Origin of the sequence: Vibrio sp. PID17_43 (genome assembly GCF_002608565.1) — a bacterium.
In the GTDB taxonomy this organism is placed as follows: Bacteria; Pseudomonadota; Gammaproteobacteria; order Enterobacterales; family Vibrionaceae; genus Vibrio.
Genome location: NZ_LIXM01000003.1, coordinates 144,463 through 162,187 on the forward strand (window position 1 = coordinate 144,463; position 17,725 = coordinate 162,187).

Consider the following 17,725-nt stretch of genomic DNA (forward strand, 5'->3'; position numbering starts at 1 on the left):
CTTAAATACGATCAAACAGGTTGAGATCGTTGATCTTCACGTAGCTAGCTTGCGTTGCTTGTAACGCGGCCATGTAGTTGCTTAAACGTACTGATGCTTCACTGTAATCCAATGCCGATAAGTCACTGGTCACCTTGTCAACGAACAGTTTGTTTTCACCGTGTGCGCTGTCCATTAGGTCAAGGTTGTTATGGCGACCACCGATTTCTGTCATCGCTCCCAGTACGTTCGCCAAGGTATCATCAATCGCAGATAAGCTCGCGTCTACCTCCGCTTGAAAATTCGGACTCGGGTTCTCAAATTCCGCAATCAAAACGTCGATTTGGTTCAACACATTATCGCCACCACCAAGTTCCAGGATCTCTTTTGCCGTCATATTGGAATCCATGGTCACGCCCTTTGCAACAGTTACCACGCGTTTGTCGCTGTTGCCATCAACTTGGTACGCACCACCAGCATTACTCACCGCAGGCTTGTCCGTCTGAGTACCTGAAAACAGGTAGTGGCCTTCTTCGTCTTGGGCATTGAATGAAGACTCAATCGAATCACGGTAGCTTTTTAGCTCGATGATCATGCCACTGCGGTCTTCATCGGTTAATGTGCCGTTCGCGCCCCAAAGCACCAAATCACGCACGCTCTTTAGGCTTTCATTAATGGAGTCCAAGTGGGTTTCTTGGGCAGAAAGTGTGGTTTTCAGGTTGGCGATATTACTTTGATACTGGCCGATCGCGCTGTTTTCACGCTCAAGGTTCAGCAGCTTAATCGACGCCATTGGGTCATCAGAAAGCTTGGTTAATCGGTCACCCGTGGCCATTTGTTGAAGAACATGCCCTAAACCTGCGTTGTTGGTTTGCAGACTTTGCAGCATCAACTGGCTAAATTGACTGTCACTGATTCGCATCTCGGGTTCCTTTTAGAATAACTGCAATACAGAGTCGAAGAGCTGGTTAGCGGTGCTAATAACTTTCATGTTGGCGTTGTGTGCGTTAGCGAATGTCATCAGATTTGCCGCTTCTTCATCGCTGTTAACGGCGCTGACATTGTCGCGCGCCGCATGCGCTTGTTTGTTCATTGCGGCTTTGGCTTCGTAATCCGCTTCTGCTTGGCGTGCTTTGATCGCTGTTTCACCGACCATTGCGGTGAACGCATCGTTCAAGCTCAGCGAACCATAGCCAGTGACTGAAACCGGCTTATTGCTAAGTTGAATCAGGTCATTCAATACATCCGCATTACCCGGCGTGCCGTCGCTGGAGAATGCTAATTCTTCCGCGCTGATATCGGTAATGGTTAGGCTTGCAGCAGGGTTTGCAGGATCGTAACTAAACAATGGTGTGCCCGGATTGCCGTTGAGATCTTGCCCTGTTGCCAGCACTGCGTTGTATTCATCCGCCAACGCTTTAGCCATGTCATCCAAAGCAACTTGGTTTGGCTTTAGCACTTCGGTTTGATAATCGTTAATCGCACCCAACTTGCCGCCTACCGAGTGGTCAATGACAAAGCTTTGCGATGCAAAATCGACACTCAAATCGGCAAGATATGGGTCAGTTGGGTTTGGTTTTGCCGCTAGCTGACCGTAATCCGATCCCATCACCAATGGCTGACCAGAAGCCAGTGTCACTTGCATGCTGCAGTCTGGTTGGTCGGTCGTTTTGATTTCAACAATCTGAGAAAGTTCGCCAATCAACGCATCACGAGTATCCATCAATTGAGCTGGGTTACCGCCTATGCCTTGCATCTCGACTATCTGCTTGTTCACATCAGCAATGTTCGCCATCAAGCTATTGGCATGGTTCAACGCCGCAGTACGCTGGTCACTCATGTCTTTGTGTTGATTATGAAGAGACTCAGTTAGCGTATTGAAACGACGCGCTAACGCTTCTGATTCATTAATGATTTGCTGACGGTATGGAATCGATTCCGGTTTTACCGTGGCATCATTAAGTGCGGCGTTAAAGGAATCTAAACCTGCTGAAACACTGAATCCATCAGCGCCAAGCGTGTTCTCAAGTTGACTCATCGCGCTGGTATAGCCTGCCGAATAAGCCGCTAAACTGTTAGTAGACCATGTTTGCTTAACCAAGAACTGGTCCGTTACGCGACGAATACTCGTCACTTCAACACCCATGCCAGGGCTGAGTTTGTTGTACTTACCGTCACCAACGGATGCCATCAGCGCTTGTTGTCGGCTGTATCCCGGTGTGTTGATATTAGCCACGTTTTGCGCGGTCACATCCAACGCCACACGGTTCGCGTTTAAGCCTGAAAGGGCGATATTCACAAGGTTCATTTACAGCTCCATTTTCCTAATCAGCGGCTGAGTAAACGCGGTCGTCATTCCGGCTTCACCGAGCACTTGTTTAACAGAGGCGACCGCTTGCTGCATGGGATTAACTGCATCGGTTGTCATCGCGATGTCACCCTTTTCAAGTTGTGATTTGCGTTCAAGACTGACCTCTTTTCCATCGTTTGCTGGAGAGACATTGCGTGATTGGTCGAACGCCACTTCGCGCATTGAAGGGCTAAGTTGCTGGATCAGCATATTGGCGATACCGGAGTTCTGTTTTTTCGCCAACTCCATCGCTAATTGTCCATCGTACATATCGCGAAACACGCCTTGTTGCTGGCTAGCAAACGGGCTGTCTTTGTCGGCCAATACATCACTGCTGCTGCGCATTTGACGCAGCACCATTTGTAGGAACATCGCCTCGAATTGACCCGCAACCACTTCAAGAGCACCTTCTTGGTCGCGACTTTTCTTGATGCTCGCTAGGGCACTGTTGTCGTGATACAGCATGGTATTGAGTTGAGCTTGATCGCCGCTCGTATCTAACTTCATCGCTAACTCCTTAAATCACCACAAGTTCAGCATTCAGCGCACCCGCTTCGTTCAATGCTTGCAGAATCGACATCAGATCCGTTGGCGTAGCACCTAAGCTGTTTACAGCGTTGACAATGGTGTTCAGTTCCGTACCCGGAGGCCAAATCACCATTTGCGCCTGATCTTCGTTTACTTCGATTTGGGTTTGATCCACGACTTTGGTTTCACCATCAGCAAACGCGTTAGGCTGGCTGACTTGTTGAGATTCGGAGATTCGAACGGTCAAGTTGCCGTGGCTTACTGCCGCTTCACCAACCTTAACATTCTTACCAATCACCACAGTACCCGTACGAGAGTTGAATACGATTCGAGCCGGTTTACGGCCTTCTTCCACGCTCATTTCTTCCAACATCGACATCATGGTGACACGCTGTTGGGTATCCATTGGCGCACGCATTTCTACACGCGCTTTGTTGATCGCTTTTGCCACATTTGGGCCAAAGGTATTGTTGATTTCACGGGCGATGTTCTTTGCTGTCGTAAAGCTTGGTTTGCGTAGATTCAAAGTAATTTCGTCACGCTGGTTAAAGTCAGTTTCGATTTCTCGCTCCAACGTTGCACCATTTGGAATGCGACCTGCGGTTGGTGTGTTTACTTCTACCTTAGAGCCACTTTTACCCTCGGCGGATAAGCCCCCCACCACCACACTGCCTTGAGCGATGGCATACACTTGGCCATCAATACCGCGCAGTGGCGTCAACAGTAATGTGCCACCACGCAAGCTTTTCGCATCACCGATAGAGGAAACCACCACATCCAGTGTTTGACCTGGGCCAGCCATTGGGTCAACGGATGCGGTAACGCTTACGGACGCCACGTTACGTAATTTTGGGTTCATGCTGTCATCAATCTGAACCCCAAATTGGCGCAGCATGTTGGTAATGGATTGAGCGGTGAATTTCACTTGGTTACGGTCACCTTGACCGGCCAAACCCACCACTAAACCGTAACCAACCAATTGGTTTTCTCGGATGCCCTGAACATCCACCAAATCCATGATCGGAATTTCCACTTCAGCTTGTGAAGTGGCAGGAAGTCCCAAGGACAAAGCCAATAGAAAAGAAGTAAAAAATGCGTTAATAGACTTCATTAGAATGGTACCCATGGGCTGTTGAAGAACTGCGTCAGCCACCCGGCTGCGTTGCTATCGGCTAATGCGCCGCGACCTGCGTAGGTAATACGAGCATCAGCAATACGCTGAGAAGAAACTTGGTTGCTGCGGTTGATGTCATCAACGCGCACAATGCCTGTGAGCCGGATAAATTCATCGCCTTGGTTGAGTCGCAGCCATTTTTCACCGCTAATGCGAAGCACACCATTTGGCAATACCTCATGCACAGTCACGGTGATCGCACCTTGTAATTTGTTGCCTTGCGAGCTGGATGCACTGCCATCAAAGTTGCGGCTGCCATCAATACTCACGCCTAGCTCATCAATGGTTTGGGTGCCAATGGTTGCCGCGGCAAAGTCTACGGTTGAGCTTTTGCCAAACTGTGTGCCTGCCTTCTTACTTGAAGAGGTTTCTTCAAAGAGCTGCACGGTCAAAACATCACCGACTCGGTAGGCTCGGCGATCTTGAAATAACGTCATTGTGTATTGGTGACGATAAAGGCTGCCGGACTTGGTCTCTGGCAAGGTGTAATCCAACACTGGTGGCGCGTATTCCTCTGTGTTTGGCTCGGGTGGAATAAATTCATCACGACCCGCACACCCCACCAGCAACACGACGGCAACTGCCCAACTCTTCGATAGCCATTTCATTGCTTTTTCCTTCATCATCACCAATTTCTTACTTACATCGATTGCGCGACAAACTTCAGCATGTCGTCTGCGGCAGAGACTACTTTGGCGTTCATCTCGTACGCGCGTTGAGTGGTGATCATGTCGACCATCTCTTCCACTACTTGCACGTTTGAGCCTTCTAAAGCCCCCTGTTTGATGCTGCCTGCACCGTCTTCGCCCGCAATCAATTCATCCGCAGGACCACTTGCTTCTGTCTCGCGGAATAAGTTGCCACCAACAGCTTCTAGACCCGCTGGGTTGATAAACTTCGCTAGCGTAATCTGACCCAGTTGCTGCGGCGTTGGATCGTCTGCAGAGGTTGTCGTTACCGTGCCATCCACACCCACAGAGAACGAAATCGCGTTGTCTGGGATTTGAATTTGCGGTTCCAGTGGCAAGCCTTGGCTGTTGACCATCAAACCCTCTGAGTTGATGTGGAACTGACCATTACGCGTATACATGATCTGACCGTCAGAGTTTTCGATTTGGAAAAAGCCTTGTCCCATCACCGCTAAATCCAACTCTTGAGTGGTATTTTGAGTGTTGCCCTGAGTGAAGACTTTCTGCGTTCCCACAACACGAACACCGGAACCAAGCTGAACACCGCTTGGTAGTTCATTCACTTGGTCGACTTGCGCACCGGGTTGACGCTGAATGCTGTAGAACAAGTCTTCAAACACCACGCGATCGCGCTTAAAGCCGACCGTGTTGACGTTCGCTAGGTTGTTAGAGATGGCAGTCATTTTCGTATCTTGAGCTGCCATGCCCGTCTTACTTACCCATAATGCTGAATGCATTGGTTATCTCCTTTGGACGAGAATCCCTTCGTGTAAGGGTTATCTCGCCGCCATCAATTTGTTTCCGGCTTGCGCCAAGGTTTCTGCGGTTTTCATCATGCGTACTTGCATTTCGAAGTTACGCGTCAGCGACATCACGCTCAGCAGTTCATCAATGGCAGACACGTTACTGCCCTCAATGTGCTCTGGAGAAAGCTGCACGGTTTCATCCGCAGGGAAAGGCACGCCATCTACGCTATGTAGCAAGCTGTCGCTCTCTTTTTGCAGTTGGTTGATTGTCGGTTTTACTAGCTTTAAGGTGCCCACTTCCACTTCTGCACCGCCACCCGGTGGAATGACAGACACACGGCCACGTTCACTGATTTCAATCTTCTGAAAATCAGGCACCACCATAGGGCCGTTTTCACCCACAACAGGGAAGCCATTGATGCTCATTGCGCCAAAGGTATCGACTTTGATATTGCCCGCTCGCGTGTAAGCTTCATTGCCAGCAGGTGTTTCAACGGTGAGGTAACCCTCACCCATGATCGCCACATCGAGAGGGCGGCCAGTTTTCATGATGTCGCCAGAATCAAAACGCGTTGCGGCGGAGTTGGTCACCACCATGGTGCGGCCATCAAAGCCCGAACCTTGTAGTTCAACACTGCGAACGCGCTCCATATCGGCACGGAAACCTGCGGTGTCAGCATTCGACAAGTTGTTCGAACGCACGTGCTGAGCCTTGAGGACTCGGCTCGCACCCGACGTGGCAGTAAATAACAAGCTATCCATGCGACTCTCCCATTACACCGCGTTGAACAGAGCTTGAGTCAGCTTGTCATTGGTCGAAATGGTTTTCGCGTTGGCTTGGTAGTTACGCTGCGCCGTCATTAACGCGACAAGTTCGCTAGTTAAGTCGACGTTAGAGCCTTCTAACGCACCCGGTGTTAAGTCACCCAATGTGCCCGTACCCGGAACACCCATGATTGGTGCGCCTGAGCTAAAGCTCTGTGTCCATGCCGTGCCGCTCACTTTCGATAGACCTTGCGTGTTAGCAAAATCGGCTAATACAACCTGACCTTGTAACTGAGACTGACCATTGGTGTAAGTCGCATAAACCATACCGTTGTCTTCCACTCGAACGCCCGCAAGCTCACCTGAAGTGTAACCGTTAGGGTTGTTAGTGCTCACGCCAAACGCAGCGCCAAACTGAGTGCTGCCGTTCAAGCTGATATCAATGCTCATTGCGTTTGCGCCCGCCGCAGGGAATGCAACGTTGAAAGAACCCGTTGGAGATGCCAGCGTGCCATCGGTATTGAATTGAACCGTTTGAGCCGTTGCTGGTATCGTTGGCGCACCGTCGACTTCCACATTCACTTGCCATTCGTTATCTGATGTCTTCGTGAAGTACTGAGTTACTGTGTGCGAGTTGCCAAGTGAGTCATAAACCTTGCTGGTGTAAGAAGAGTTGAATGAGTTTGGATCGGAAGAATCAAATGGGTAAATCGCTTGATCGACTGCCGTTGCGCTTGCATCAAAGTTCGCCACAAAGTCAAGGTTATCGGTTGCTTTAGCATTTAGTGAAGACGTAGAAACTTTAATATCACCAACAGAACCAGTTTGAAGGTTAGCATTGTTGTCTACGCTATAACCTTGCAACTTGGCACCATTATTTGCGGTTACGAAGTTGTTCTTGTCAGTACCAAACACACCTGCGCGAGTGTAAAGCATCTGACCCATGTGATCTTTCGTCACAAAGAAGCCGCTGCCGTTGATCGCCAAGTCCATTGCACGACCTGTGCCTGTCACCGAACCATTCTTATCGAAGTTCTGAGAAATCGACGCGACTTCTACGCCGCCCGGTTGCATGCCGTTGTAAACCGCTGCAAATTCTGTGCGACCACCTTTAAAGCCGTACGTTGATGCGTTGGCAATGTTGTGACTGATGGTATTTAACTCTGTGTTGGTCGCGTCCAGACCACTAAGTGCGATGTTAAAACTCATAAATAACCTCTGATTTCCTTATTTGGTTAAGCACCAAACTGAGTGATTTGATAGAAAGGAACGTTGCCAACGCCTTGGACATTGACCAGTGCTGCGCCACCTGAGCTAGGAATACGTACCTGCTCAACCGTGCCTGCCAGCAAAACATTTGGGCTCTTTTGCCCTTCTTGAACTTCCACCGCGACGGTGTATTTGCCCGGCTTCAAACCAAGTTCTTCTGGACTGATAGAGAACTCGACGTCACCCGCACCGTGTGCACCTAGTGGGACTTTGGTCGATTGACCGAATTCATCTTTGACGACCAATGCGACTTGGTTCGAGCCATGTTCTAGCTCAATTTTGCCACTTTGCAAGCCTTCACCAAGTTCAAACTCGTTTGATGATACATACACGGTTTGACCAACCAAGCCCGCCGTTGAAAGTACCTGCATGTTGTCGAGCAATACCATGCTGTTTTGCATGAGCATCGACATGTTTTCGGTACTTTGAACCTGAGAAAATTGCGCTAACTGGCTGACATACTCCGTGCCATCAAGCGGGTTAAGTGGGTCTTGGTTTTGAATCTGTGCCACCATTAGCGAAATAAACTCGTTTTGCAGTGACGTTGCGCTGTTCATATCCGACGGGTTCGCGGAAATGCCACCTGTGTCGCCACTAGCAGTGGTCGCGACTGGCGCATCAGAAGAAAGCGCGGTGTATTGTGCGAGACTCATTAATTACCCTGCCCTAGTCGAAGCAGACCTTGCTGCATGCTTTTCACATTCGTCAACACTTCCACGTTGGTTTCAAAACTGCGCGTTGCGGACATCATGTCTGCCATCTCTGAAACCACATCAATGTCTGGGTAGTACACATATCCTTCATCGTTCGCTAGCGGGTTGTTTGGCTCAAAGCGTTTTTCTGCCTGACCCGCATTCTGCACCACATCGACAATGCGCACTTCCGCATTCGGATAAACACCGTTTTCCGTCGCCAGCTGTGTTTTTTGATACACAGTTGCGAACACTGGCTTCAGTGCTTTGTAGGCATCATCCGGATTCGAAGACACTGCATCGGCGTTGGCCAGGTTACTGGCTACCGTGTTCAGACGAACGGTTTGCGCCGTCATCGCCGAGCCAGTGATCGAATAGATATCAGTAAATGACATGTTTAACGTCCCTCAATCACTTTCGCCAAGCCACTGAATTTCATGTTGAGAAACGTCAGGCTGGTTTGAAAGTCCATGTTGTTTTGCGTGAACTTGGCTTGTTCCACGCCCAGTTCTACAGTGTTGCCGTCTTTGCTGTTTTGGTAAGGCACCGAATATTGCGCCTCAACCTGAAGCTTCGGCACTGGTTTGTTCACACTGCCCGCTGACATTTGATTCATCACGGTGGTGAAACTTAGGTCCTTTGCCAAGTACCCAGGTGTATCAACATTTGCTAGGTTACTGGCGAGGACTTTGGTACGCTGAACGCGAAAATTGAGTGCCTCTGGATGTACACCTAACGCATTTTCGAATGTGATCGCCATGCATCTTTCCTTAAAGTCGGCTCGAATACATCGAATATTAAAACAAGATGTATGCCATAAAAATTATTCTTATATATCAATGAATTATAAACAGACAGGGAAGCGTCGCTTCCGGATTGCGGAAACCATTCAAAAGAAGGGGAAAGGTCGATTTCCCTCAATCATGCTGCTTTGCGGTTTGGCTCTGATTGCAAGCTCGTTGAATGCCATTGCTAATGAGAAAACCCTGACGGTAGATGAGCTCAAAGCCATCGTCAGCGAACAGTTTGAACAAGAAGTAGCGCAAGTCGCACAGTCCCGCCAATGGGGAAATTATCAACTGGACTATCAAATTTGGGTACCAGGTTCTGCCAATCATCTGCCCGTTTGTAATTCACCTTTGGCAATCACAGGACGAGATAATCGTCCGTTGCCTATTGGTAATTTAAAACGAGCTGTCAGTTGTGAAGATGTCAACTCTCAATGGCGAATCAATGTGACTATCAAATCTAAGGTGACACTTCCGGTTCTCGTTGCCACCACTGCGATTGGACGTAACGAATCCATCTCAACCTCAAACTTAAAAATTGAGTCGCGAACGATTTCTCGTCAAGACGACTTCTACACACAGACAAACCAAGCCATTGGGCTAGAAACCATTCGCCGTATTCGAGCTGGCCAAATGATTGATCCAACCAACCTCAGCGCTCCGCCACTGATTGAAAAAGGCAACGAAGTGATCATCATCGCTAGCAAAGATGGATTTAGTGCTAGCACCAAGGGCGTCGCCTTAGAAAACGGAAAGAGAGGACATCAGATTAAGGTTGAGAACATCGGTTCAGGTAAAGTCATTCGGGCGGTTGTGACAGGGGTGAATCAAGTCCATACTCAATTCTGATTTTGGACTCAAGGTAACATTTTCTCACTTTACTACTCGTCATCCAGTATCGATATCGAGTAAAAATTAAAGTTTAATGTTCATCAAACCCTGGTCGCCTAATCGATTTAGAACATGATGATTAAGGACCACAACATGAAAATCGATAAAGTCACGGGCGGTCATGTCCCACAAACTAAATTTCAGCAAGCGAGCAAAAAGCCTGTCGAACCTATCGTACAGAGCAAAAACCGAGAGCCCGCATTTCAAGCAAATACCGCGGCTATAGACCGTGCTCAAGCAGAAATGCAATCACTGCCAGACATTGACATGACAAAGGTCGAACAGATCCGCAGCGCATTAGCACGTGGCGAGCTGAATCTCGACACCAAAGCGCTGTCGAAAGCAGTGATGCAATTCCACACTGGGCACGAATAACGCATCTCATTAGGAGTCAAGCATGGCAACGGCGGCATCACAGCACATTCAGCAGTTTGTTCGCTCTATCGCAGAAGACGTCAAACTCTACCAACAACTATTGGGGCTGATTCAACAACAAAAAACATTGTATTTGCAATTCGATGGCGATTCGCTAAACGAAAACATTCTAAAGCAAATGCCAATTTTGAATCAGCTTGGTCGCTCTGCAAGTGAAAGAAGCCAGCTAATGCGAGCTCTTGGGCTGCCGTGTAATGAAGCCAGTGTGAACCGAATCTTCAATGCCTTGCCATCTAAAATTGGCACGCAAGCAAGAAAGCAATGGACACTGTTGGAATCCTTTGTGAAACAATGCCAACAGGACAATCAGAGTAATGGCCAAAGCTCTGCGGCGTTCCAAGAGTTAGTCAGTCAACTCAAGCAACCTGTGCAACATACTTATGAAGAGCGCTCTTTCTAAACGATTTTCGCTCTGCCCGCAGACATTAATACCTTCCCGGCGTTCCTCTGTGGGCTTTCTTTTCGTTGCCTTATCTTTAGTGAGTCCCTCCTCATCCGCTCATGCAAAACCACACCGTGATGATATTCAACACCAATATCAAGTGCTCGTCCCTTATAAGTCGCAAATTGCCGAACGTCTTGATTCAGCCAGCTCATTGATAGACCACATTTTTAAACAATTAAAGCTGAAGTCGCTGCCAGCTAACTTGGTATTAGTGCCAATGTTGGAGTCTTCCTATAACCTAGATGCGGTTTCCCATGCAAATGCTGCCGGGCTTTGGCAATTAATTCCGGCGACCGCAATACGATTTGGATTACAGGTGTCATCAGACAATGACCAACGGTTTGACGCCGAAGCTAGCACTCAAGCTGCGCTAGCTTATTTAGCGTTCCTATATCAAAAATTTGACCACGACATCACCCTAACGTTAGCGGCATACAATGCTGGAGAAGGTCGCGTTGCAAGAGCAATAAAACGAGCAGGAACCGACGATTTTAATCTGCTAACATTGCCAAAAGAGACGCAACAATACGTCCAACGTTTTTATGCGTTAGAGCAATTAGTTGATGTTAGTAAACTGCGCAGTGACTCTTTTCAGCCTTTATTATTATTTTCATCGCCATCGGTACATCACCCGCAACCACTTATTGACCTAGGCCGCCTGCCACCGCTGATCGATTTATGATGAATCAGCCAAAGTCAGAAGCATGTAAAATTACATTTCCTTGCGTCATGAATCCCTAAGTACGTGATCTCACTTCCAACACGCGTCGAAAAGTTCAATTAATCTATCTCAAAATTAAGAAATCCAATACGAGCGGTGAGAATCTAGCCAAAAAACTTGCAATATGTGTAGATATTGATCACAGGTCTTTACGAAAAAAATGAAAATCAATATTTTTTGCCTATTAATTATTTACACAGCAAATACAAAGCGGCTATTGTTATTGGCATAAACATATTGATACAAAATTAGAGTATCGAAATAGAACATAAGAATGACGCTTCGCTTGCGCGTCTGGAATAAGTCCGAGTTCCGGGGGAGGAACTCGGACTTTTTTATGACTGGCGTTGACTTTTTATCGGTGGGTTATTATCCCAATCATACTAAATAACTGTTCATTTACTTACTGTTATTGGTATTACAACAGTTCCTTCGCGATCAACTGTAGAAGGAAAGTTTCGCGATCAATGCTCATCCCTTTTTTCGGGCTCTCTGCCATGGTCTTTTCGTTGTGTGCAATCGCCTCGTGTACATTCATCCAGACTGGTCGCATACCATTCTTCACCTCATAGTCTTCGTAAGCGGTCTTACCCAGTTCACGATCTATTTTGCAGGTATAGCAATACGAAATCATATGCATCACGTCTGCATCTTCTTTATACCAAGGACGAAACTCTTCAAAAATACCAAATGGCTTAATGCTATGAATGTTCTTCGCCCCCGTTTCTTCTTCTAGCTCACGAACCAAGCCTGCGATGACATCTTCACCCGCATCGATACCACCGCCCGGCAAAGTGTAATCGTGGTAACGCTCTGTATAGAGTAGTAATACATCTTCACCGTCTAACACGATGGCTCGCGCAGCATTACGCTGAAAGATGATTTTATCATCCAGATGTTCAATATCTGGGTGCGTGGTCGATTTTAGATGTCTCATCGAGGTTTCCGCTATGAATATTTTGCACGCATACTACCGAATTTCATCGGCTTTCCCAAGTTTCAATTTGGATACGATTGAAGCCAAATTGTTTAAACAGCGAGCAATTTCTAAAATATCCTAACCGGATCATGCTTTTAACAAACAGAAGACAATCTTTTTCTTAAAGTCTCCTATAATCAACGCAATAGTCGCTCATCCCATGTGGAGATAAAGAATGAAAAAAACAAGTTTAATGACAGCAGTGTCTGCCACGATGGTACTTGCAGGTTGTTCAACTTATGAAGGCGCAACTCGCTCTACAGAGTACACATCAATGTCAAACCCAGCGGCAGTATACTGCGTACAACAAGGCGGGGAACTTGAAACTGTAACGGAAAATGGTGAACGCATAACCTACTGTCTTCTATCTGAAAATGAACGCCTTGAGCAGTGGGAGTACTATCGTAGCAACCACAAAGAAAACAACCCATCGTAGCCTCACCCTCATTAAGCTTTCGCAATCTTAGATTGTATTGAGTGCTGTACGTACTCACCGCGAGCTAAAGCGCTAGTTTCCGGATCGAGGCGTTGATTTAACGCTGTGAGGATCGGATGGAGCACCGTCAACGCTTGCTCTGCTGCTAGAACTGAATCATCAATGGCCGTCATCTCGATGGCCTTTTTCATTTCTGAGATTTGACGTAGAACCTCTTGTTCTAAAGGCAAAGCTTGGAGATTCTCTATCGCCTTGAGAGCAATGGCTAATGGTTTGGCTTGCACCTGAACTAAGTCTCGCTTAAACGCCTTGTTCTTCACTCCCTCCAAATACACACGATACGTTGTGAGTTCATCAGACAATAAAAACGCCTCAGCGTAAGTACCAACATGAGGATAGTGTGCGCTGATGTGGTGATTAATATCAATCGGAATATCTAACTCAATCCCCGCCTCTAAACTCCCCGTTTTGAGCACACGCAGTAAGCCTTGTTCATCCATCAAGGTTTGAATCTCTAAAATGCGCTCTAAGTGGTAATCATTGGACAACAACGAGACTTGAATCCGCTGGTCCTTCTTGCAAAGCCCGCTTCGCTGCAACGCTACCACTGAATTTTGCATATTCTGCACTGTATTAAGTGACTGGTTTTCTAGGATGATTTGGCTCTGAGGAAAAGGCATGAAATCAGAGGCTGTTAGCTGACGAAAGTAGGTGAGCATGGCATCGGCTTCAGAGACGGTTTGACCCCGTGTCACGCCACCACAAAAGACTAATGCCGTCGTTTCAACGCGCAAATCCGTTAACGCCTCAACTAATGCTTCTACTCGAGTTCGCCCCTCGAGAGTCAGCTCATCGTTCACTAACCGCTTACCAAGAACGAGGACCACCTTATCTAACGTCATTACCAAGTTCTCATTTCCCCAATTTGCACTGAATGATTTGTATACAAAAATTCACTTTGCCAATACCCCCTCCCGACATTAACATCTACTTAACAATGTTATTCTAAATGACCTTGCGAAAGGTCTACGGCTACAGGAAGTTCATTATGCTGTCGATTTTCGATATTTTTAAGGTTGGTGTAGGCCCATCCAGTTCACACACTAATGGTCCAATGCTTGCAGGTTACCATTTCACTCAACTACTGAGTGACTCTATGTCGAAAGTACACAAGGTGCAAGTTGACCTTTATGGTTCTTTGTCACTGACCGGAAAAGGCCATCATACTAACCGTGCCGTTGTACTTGGCTTGATGGGAAATCGTCCTGATACCATCAAAATGTCGAGCGCCAAAAATGCACTGCAACATACTATTGAACATGGCACTCTATCGGTCTCAGGCGTCCATGTGATCGCGTTCAACTATGCTCACGATATTGTCTTCCACAGCGATAATCTTCCCTTGCATGAGAACGGTATGATGATCACCGCATTTGATGCTGAAGGCGGACAAGTGGCATTCGAAACTTACTACTCCATCGGCGGAGGCTTCATCGCTACCGCTGCAGAACTAGAACACGGCTGTAACGAAACGGAAGTGCAAGTCCCCTTCGCGTTCTCTTCTGCTGATGAAATGCTGGAAAAAGCTGAACAAAACGGTCTAAGCCTCGGTGGAATGATCCTTCAAAACGAACGCGCATTTCGTGAACAAGAAGACATTGACCAAAAAGCACAACAAATATGGAAAGTGATGTCACTTTGCATGCAACGAGGTTTCGATACCGAAGGAATTTTGGAAGGTGGGCTGAACGTCACTCGCCGAGCGCCAAATCTACTGAAGAAACTTGAAGCCAATGCGGCAATTGAAAATGATCCAATGGAGATCATGGATTGGATTAACTTGTTTGCTTTTGCTGTCAGTGAAGAGAATGCGGCAGGAGGACAAGTCGTGACCTCTCCAACCAATGGTGCTGCGGGTGTGATTCCCGCAGTACTGATGTACTACCATCGCTTCATCAAAGAACTCGACACTAAGCAACTTAAAGACTTTCTCGCTGTCGCTGGTGCGATTGGAATCTTATACAAAACGAATGCATCGATTTCGGGTGCAGAGGTTGGCTGTCAGGGTGAAGTTGGTGTCTCCTCTTCTATGGCCGCTGCGGGTTTAACGGCACTAAGAGGGGGCAGTAATGAACAAATCTGTATCGCCGCCGAAATCGCCATGGAACACTCATTGGGTATGACTTGTGACCCCATTGGGGGATTGGTTCAAGTGCCATGTATTGAACGAAACGCGATGGGGGCAATTAAAGCCATCAACGCCTCTCGCATGGCCTTAAAGCGCACCAGTAAATGCCTTATATCATTAGATAAAGTTATCGAAACTATGTATCAAACCGGTAAAGACATGAACAAGAAATACCGTGAGACCTCATTAGGCGGATTAGCGTTGATTCATATGGCACCGCCTTGTGAATAACCTGCGCTTAGCGCCTTCAAATTCATGAAGATCTTCCATGATTGGCGGAGAACGTTCCGCCAACCGCTTCAACTGGATGTAACCTTCCGATAGCCAGTGACAGACGCTGGCTCAGAACCGAGCTTTTCGTTCAAGCCTGTCGCAACATCGTTTGTATCCATACCATTGCTAACATCATCAAACATGTCTTCGAAACGTTGCACTTCTTCACCTAAAGAGCCAGTTGGTGCGAGCTGTTTCTCATCACCGGCCATCACATAAACGGTACCAACTCTAGCAAATAGATGCGTCGAATCGCTCACAGGTAGCACAGCCCGCAAAAAGCGGACTGTGAATGTATGTGGTCAAATTTCGTCCGAAACGGCAAGCGTTGCCGTTAAGACATCCTGACCAAACAACACACTTCGCTCCGGCGACCAGCCATAAAGCGGATCTGGGTAGTTGTTATTATCTTTAAATGGCATTTCAATCGTATAAGACAAGCACTTAAATTGCTCCGCAACCCAATTAGAGCCTACCGTTAAATTAGCTTTACCTGGCTCGTCTTTGTCATAACCAATTTTATCTTGGAATTCTGGCGTAATGGTTAAAAGCGCCTGCTTAAACATCGCCTCTAACTTAGCAAGGTTCTCATCGTAGGATGGAATCCCCTCAGAGCCGGCAACAAAGTTGTATGGAATCGCTTCATCACCATGAATGTCCAAGAACATATCCACCCCTGTTGCTAACATTCGCTCACGTACTAGGAATACTTCCGGGCTTTTTTCCATAGATGGGGTTTGCCATTCACGGTTTAAATTCACACCGACTGCATTAGTGCGCAAGTGACCACGAATACCGCCGTCTGGGTTCATATTTGGAACAACATACAACACTGCTTTTTCTAATAGCGCACGCGCAACGGCATCATTTTCATCAAGAAGGCGTTGAATCATCCCTTCCATAAACCATTCAGCCATGGTTTCACCCGGGTGCTGACGGGCGATCATCCAAATTTTCTTTTTGCCCTCTTCTGGCTCACCAAAAGTCAATAAACTCATGTCGTTGCCATCGATGGTGTGGCCTAACGTTTCTAACTGACAATGGTGAGCAGTTTGCGCCATGTGTAACAGGTCTAGGTGTCGATCGTACGTATAAGGTGCGAAGTAAGCAAAGTAGATAGAACGATGCTCAGGAATCACAGTAAAGGTCAGGGTATCCCCATCAAATTCAGTGGGAATACGGAACCATTCCTCACGGTCGTAAGACGCCACCACATCATAACCTTGCCAGCCCTCCGGGTAGGCTGATTTTGCCAAATCCAATAATTTAATCGTGTGCGATTGCTCGGCTTCTGTCTCTAGACGAAAGTGAAACCATTGGTAGAATTCTGACATGTTGTCATTCGGTATTTTTAGTCGGATGTTATTTTTGTCATCCGCGTTCACTACGTGAATACTGCCACTATCAAAATTGCTGAATACTTTCATTATCTTTACTCACCTTTTGCATCTGAGTTTTAAACACTGAGGCTATCATAAAGGTAAAGTGCCCCCTATCACTTTCATCCTTTGATCTTGTATTTAAAGCCAAAACAATCAGTGTAGCCAAACTTTCCCAACTCGGTACTTAACACTTTATCGGTCATCTAATTTTCAGCTCCATAAGAAAAAATATGAGCTAAGATTACCAAAGTATCTATTCAATCATAAGGATAACTAACGATGCTTGTCACATTTAGCTGTAAATCCTATTCAAACGTCATCATGTTCCACGATATAGCTTTACATATGCTTAAAATGATGGGGCATAGTACCGAGATCCCAGGTGCGATCCTCGCCGATGACGTGCCAGCGGCACTCAATAATTTAAAAATCGCGCTCGATAATGAAAGTGATTTGCCAGAAATAAAAAGCCTTTCAGATGACGAAGATATGACAGAGCATGCTGTTAGCTTAAAAAATAGGGCGCTTCCATTAATTGAACTTCTTACTGCAGCGTCACGAGAAAAAAATAACGTAATGTGGGATAATTAATAGCAAAGCGTAATAACCACCAACTCGTAAGTTCCTCGTAGAAAATAAATATAATGGGGGGAACCCCCATTATTCAATATCAATAAGTCGCTACTTAAAAAATAAATTTATAATAAAACCTAACGACACCTAAGTTCACGAATAGGATATTCATATTTAACTTTTAATACTGATTGATAGACTTTTTCGCCATAATACTGAGGAAACTCATCCACCGTTACTTTCGTATTAGTAATAGAAAATGATTTTCGGTCAACATTACCATAACTATTGACAAACTCTTTCCGACGTGGACTTGAAGCCATTCTCTGTTAGTCTTTAATCATATCAAATCCTATCTCGTATGCTGCTTGTTTTCTATCAACAACATCCCCACTTATGGTCTCAGTATTACCCGCCCAAAA

At 46.7% G+C, this 17,725-nt stretch carries 22 protein-coding genes; 7 read left to right on the plus strand and 15 right to left on the minus strand.

What is annotated here, in order from left to right; genetic code table 11:
- Position 1: 1 nt before the first annotated feature.
- Genes flgL through flgB form a run of 11 tightly spaced genes read right to left on the minus strand, consistent with a single transcriptional unit; the run spans position 2 to position 8,952 of the window.
- Positions 2-901, minus strand: a complete 900-nt coding sequence (gene flgL / locus AK965_RS03295) for a flagellar hook-associated protein FlgL (protein ID WP_099078261.1) — start codon at positions 899-901, stop codon at positions 2-4.
- 12 nt (positions 902-913) lie between these two features.
- Positions 914-2,287, minus strand: a complete 1,374-nt coding sequence (flgK, locus tag AK965_RS03300) for a flagellar hook-associated protein FlgK (protein WP_099078262.1) — start codon at positions 2,285-2,287, stop codon at positions 914-916.
- The gene (locus AK965_RS03305) at positions 2,288-2,836 is read right to left on the minus strand and encodes a rod-binding protein (RefSeq protein WP_099078263.1); all 549 of its coding nucleotides are present in this window, start codon (positions 2,834-2,836) and stop codon (positions 2,288-2,290) included.
- 10 nt (positions 2,837-2,846) lie between these two features.
- Positions 2,847-3,968, minus strand: coding sequence for a flagellar basal body P-ring protein FlgI (locus tag AK965_RS03310; RefSeq protein WP_172438051.1), 1,122 nt, complete (start codon positions 3,966-3,968; stop codon positions 2,847-2,849).
- Entirely contained in the window at positions 3,968-4,639 is a 672-nt protein-coding gene (flgH, locus tag AK965_RS03315; protein WP_099078265.1) for a flagellar basal body L-ring protein FlgH, read from the minus strand. Before flgH ends, AK965_RS03310 begins: the two co-directional genes overlap by 1 nt.
- A gap of 32 nt (positions 4,640-4,671) precedes the next feature.
- Positions 4,672-5,457 (minus strand): flagellar basal-body rod protein FlgG, encoded by a 786-nt coding sequence (gene flgG / locus AK965_RS03320; protein WP_005432423.1) that lies wholly within the window; start codon positions 5,455-5,457, stop codon positions 4,672-4,674.
- A gap of 39 nt (positions 5,458-5,496) precedes the next feature.
- Complete coding sequence (flgF, locus tag AK965_RS03325; protein ID WP_099078266.1) at positions 5,497-6,228, minus strand: flagellar basal-body rod protein FlgF; 732 nt, start codon at positions 6,226-6,228, stop codon at positions 5,497-5,499.
- 12 nt (positions 6,229-6,240) lie between these two features.
- Entirely contained in the window at positions 6,241-7,440 is a 1,200-nt protein-coding gene (gene flgE, locus AK965_RS03330) for a flagellar hook protein FlgE (protein WP_099078267.1), read from the minus strand.
- Between the two features lie 26 nt (positions 7,441-7,466).
- Positions 7,467-8,153 carry a flagellar hook assembly protein FlgD gene (gene flgD, locus AK965_RS03335; RefSeq protein WP_099078268.1) on the minus strand — a complete coding sequence of 229 codons (687 nt, stop codon included), beginning with the start codon at positions 8,151-8,153 and terminating at the stop codon, positions 7,467-7,469.
- A complete protein-coding gene (flgC, locus tag AK965_RS03340; protein WP_099078269.1) occupies positions 8,153-8,587 on the minus strand; it encodes a flagellar basal body rod protein FlgC in 435 nt (144 codons plus the stop codon). The genes flgD and flgC overlap by 1 nt, the downstream gene beginning before the upstream one ends.
- Before the next feature lie 2 nt (positions 8,588-8,589).
- Positions 8,590-8,952 carry a flagellar basal body rod protein FlgB gene (gene flgB, locus AK965_RS03345; protein WP_099078270.1) on the minus strand — a complete coding sequence of 121 codons (363 nt, stop codon included), beginning with the start codon at positions 8,950-8,952 and terminating at the stop codon, positions 8,590-8,592.
- Positions 8,953-9,031: 79 nt separating this feature from the next.
- Here flgB and flgA point away from each other — a divergent pair, with 79 nt between their 5' ends.
- From flgA to AK965_RS03365, 4 genes are all read left to right on the plus strand, one after another.
- Entirely contained in the window at positions 9,032-9,829 is a 798-nt protein-coding gene (gene flgA, locus AK965_RS03350) for a flagellar basal body P-ring formation chaperone FlgA (RefSeq protein WP_099078271.1), read from the plus strand.
- A 135-nt stretch (positions 9,830-9,964) separates the two neighbouring features.
- Positions 9,965-10,246 (plus strand): flagellar biosynthesis anti-sigma factor FlgM, encoded by a 282-nt coding sequence (gene flgM / locus AK965_RS03355; protein WP_099078272.1) that lies wholly within the window; start codon positions 9,965-9,967, stop codon positions 10,244-10,246.
- A 22-nt stretch (positions 10,247-10,268) separates the two neighbouring features.
- Entirely contained in the window at positions 10,269-10,706 is a 438-nt protein-coding gene (flgN, locus tag AK965_RS03360; RefSeq protein ID WP_099078273.1) for a flagellar export chaperone FlgN, read from the plus strand.
- Positions 10,687-11,433 (plus strand): lytic transglycosylase domain-containing protein, encoded by a 747-nt coding sequence (locus AK965_RS03365; RefSeq protein WP_099078274.1) that lies wholly within the window; start codon positions 10,687-10,689, stop codon positions 11,431-11,433. The genes flgN and AK965_RS03365 overlap by 20 nt, the downstream gene beginning before the upstream one ends.
- Before the next feature lie 457 nt (positions 11,434-11,890).
- Here the strand turns inward: AK965_RS03365 and AK965_RS03370 are convergent, their stop codons facing one another.
- Entirely contained in the window at positions 11,891-12,409 is a 519-nt protein-coding gene (locus AK965_RS03370; protein ID WP_099078275.1) for an NUDIX hydrolase, read from the minus strand.
- Between the two features lie 217 nt (positions 12,410-12,626).
- On the opposite strand from AK965_RS03370, the gene AK965_RS03375 reads away from it, so the two are divergent.
- Complete coding sequence (locus AK965_RS03375) at positions 12,627-12,887, plus strand: DUF333 domain-containing protein (RefSeq protein WP_099078276.1); 261 nt, start codon at positions 12,627-12,629, stop codon at positions 12,885-12,887.
- Positions 12,888-12,898: 11 nt separating this feature from the next.
- Here the strand turns inward: AK965_RS03375 and AK965_RS03380 are convergent, their stop codons facing one another.
- On the minus strand, positions 12,899-13,789 hold the full coding sequence (locus AK965_RS03380; RefSeq protein WP_099078277.1) for a YdcF family protein: 891 nt from the start codon (positions 13,787-13,789) through the stop codon (positions 12,899-12,901).
- A 146-nt stretch (positions 13,790-13,935) separates the two neighbouring features.
- On the opposite strand from AK965_RS03380, the gene AK965_RS03385 reads away from it, so the two are divergent.
- Complete coding sequence (locus tag AK965_RS03385) at positions 13,936-15,306, plus strand: L-serine ammonia-lyase (protein ID WP_099078278.1); 1,371 nt, start codon at positions 13,936-13,938, stop codon at positions 15,304-15,306.
- 68 nt (positions 15,307-15,374) lie between these two features.
- On the opposite strand, the gene AK965_RS03390 is transcribed toward AK965_RS03385, so the two are convergent.
- Positions 15,375-15,608, minus strand: coding sequence for a hypothetical protein (locus tag AK965_RS03390; protein WP_143699929.1), 234 nt, complete (start codon positions 15,606-15,608; stop codon positions 15,375-15,377).
- A gap of 42 nt (positions 15,609-15,650) precedes the next feature.
- Positions 15,651-16,775, minus strand: a complete 1,125-nt coding sequence (locus AK965_RS03395; protein ID WP_099078280.1) for a M14-type cytosolic carboxypeptidase — start codon at positions 16,773-16,775, stop codon at positions 15,651-15,653.
- A gap of 234 nt (positions 16,776-17,009) precedes the next feature.
- On the opposite strand from AK965_RS03395, the gene AK965_RS03400 reads away from it, so the two are divergent.
- On the plus strand, positions 17,010-17,321 hold the full coding sequence (locus AK965_RS03400) for a DUF1840 domain-containing protein (protein WP_099078281.1): 312 nt from the start codon (positions 17,010-17,012) through the stop codon (positions 17,319-17,321).
- Positions 17,322-17,725 lie beyond the last annotated feature (404 nt).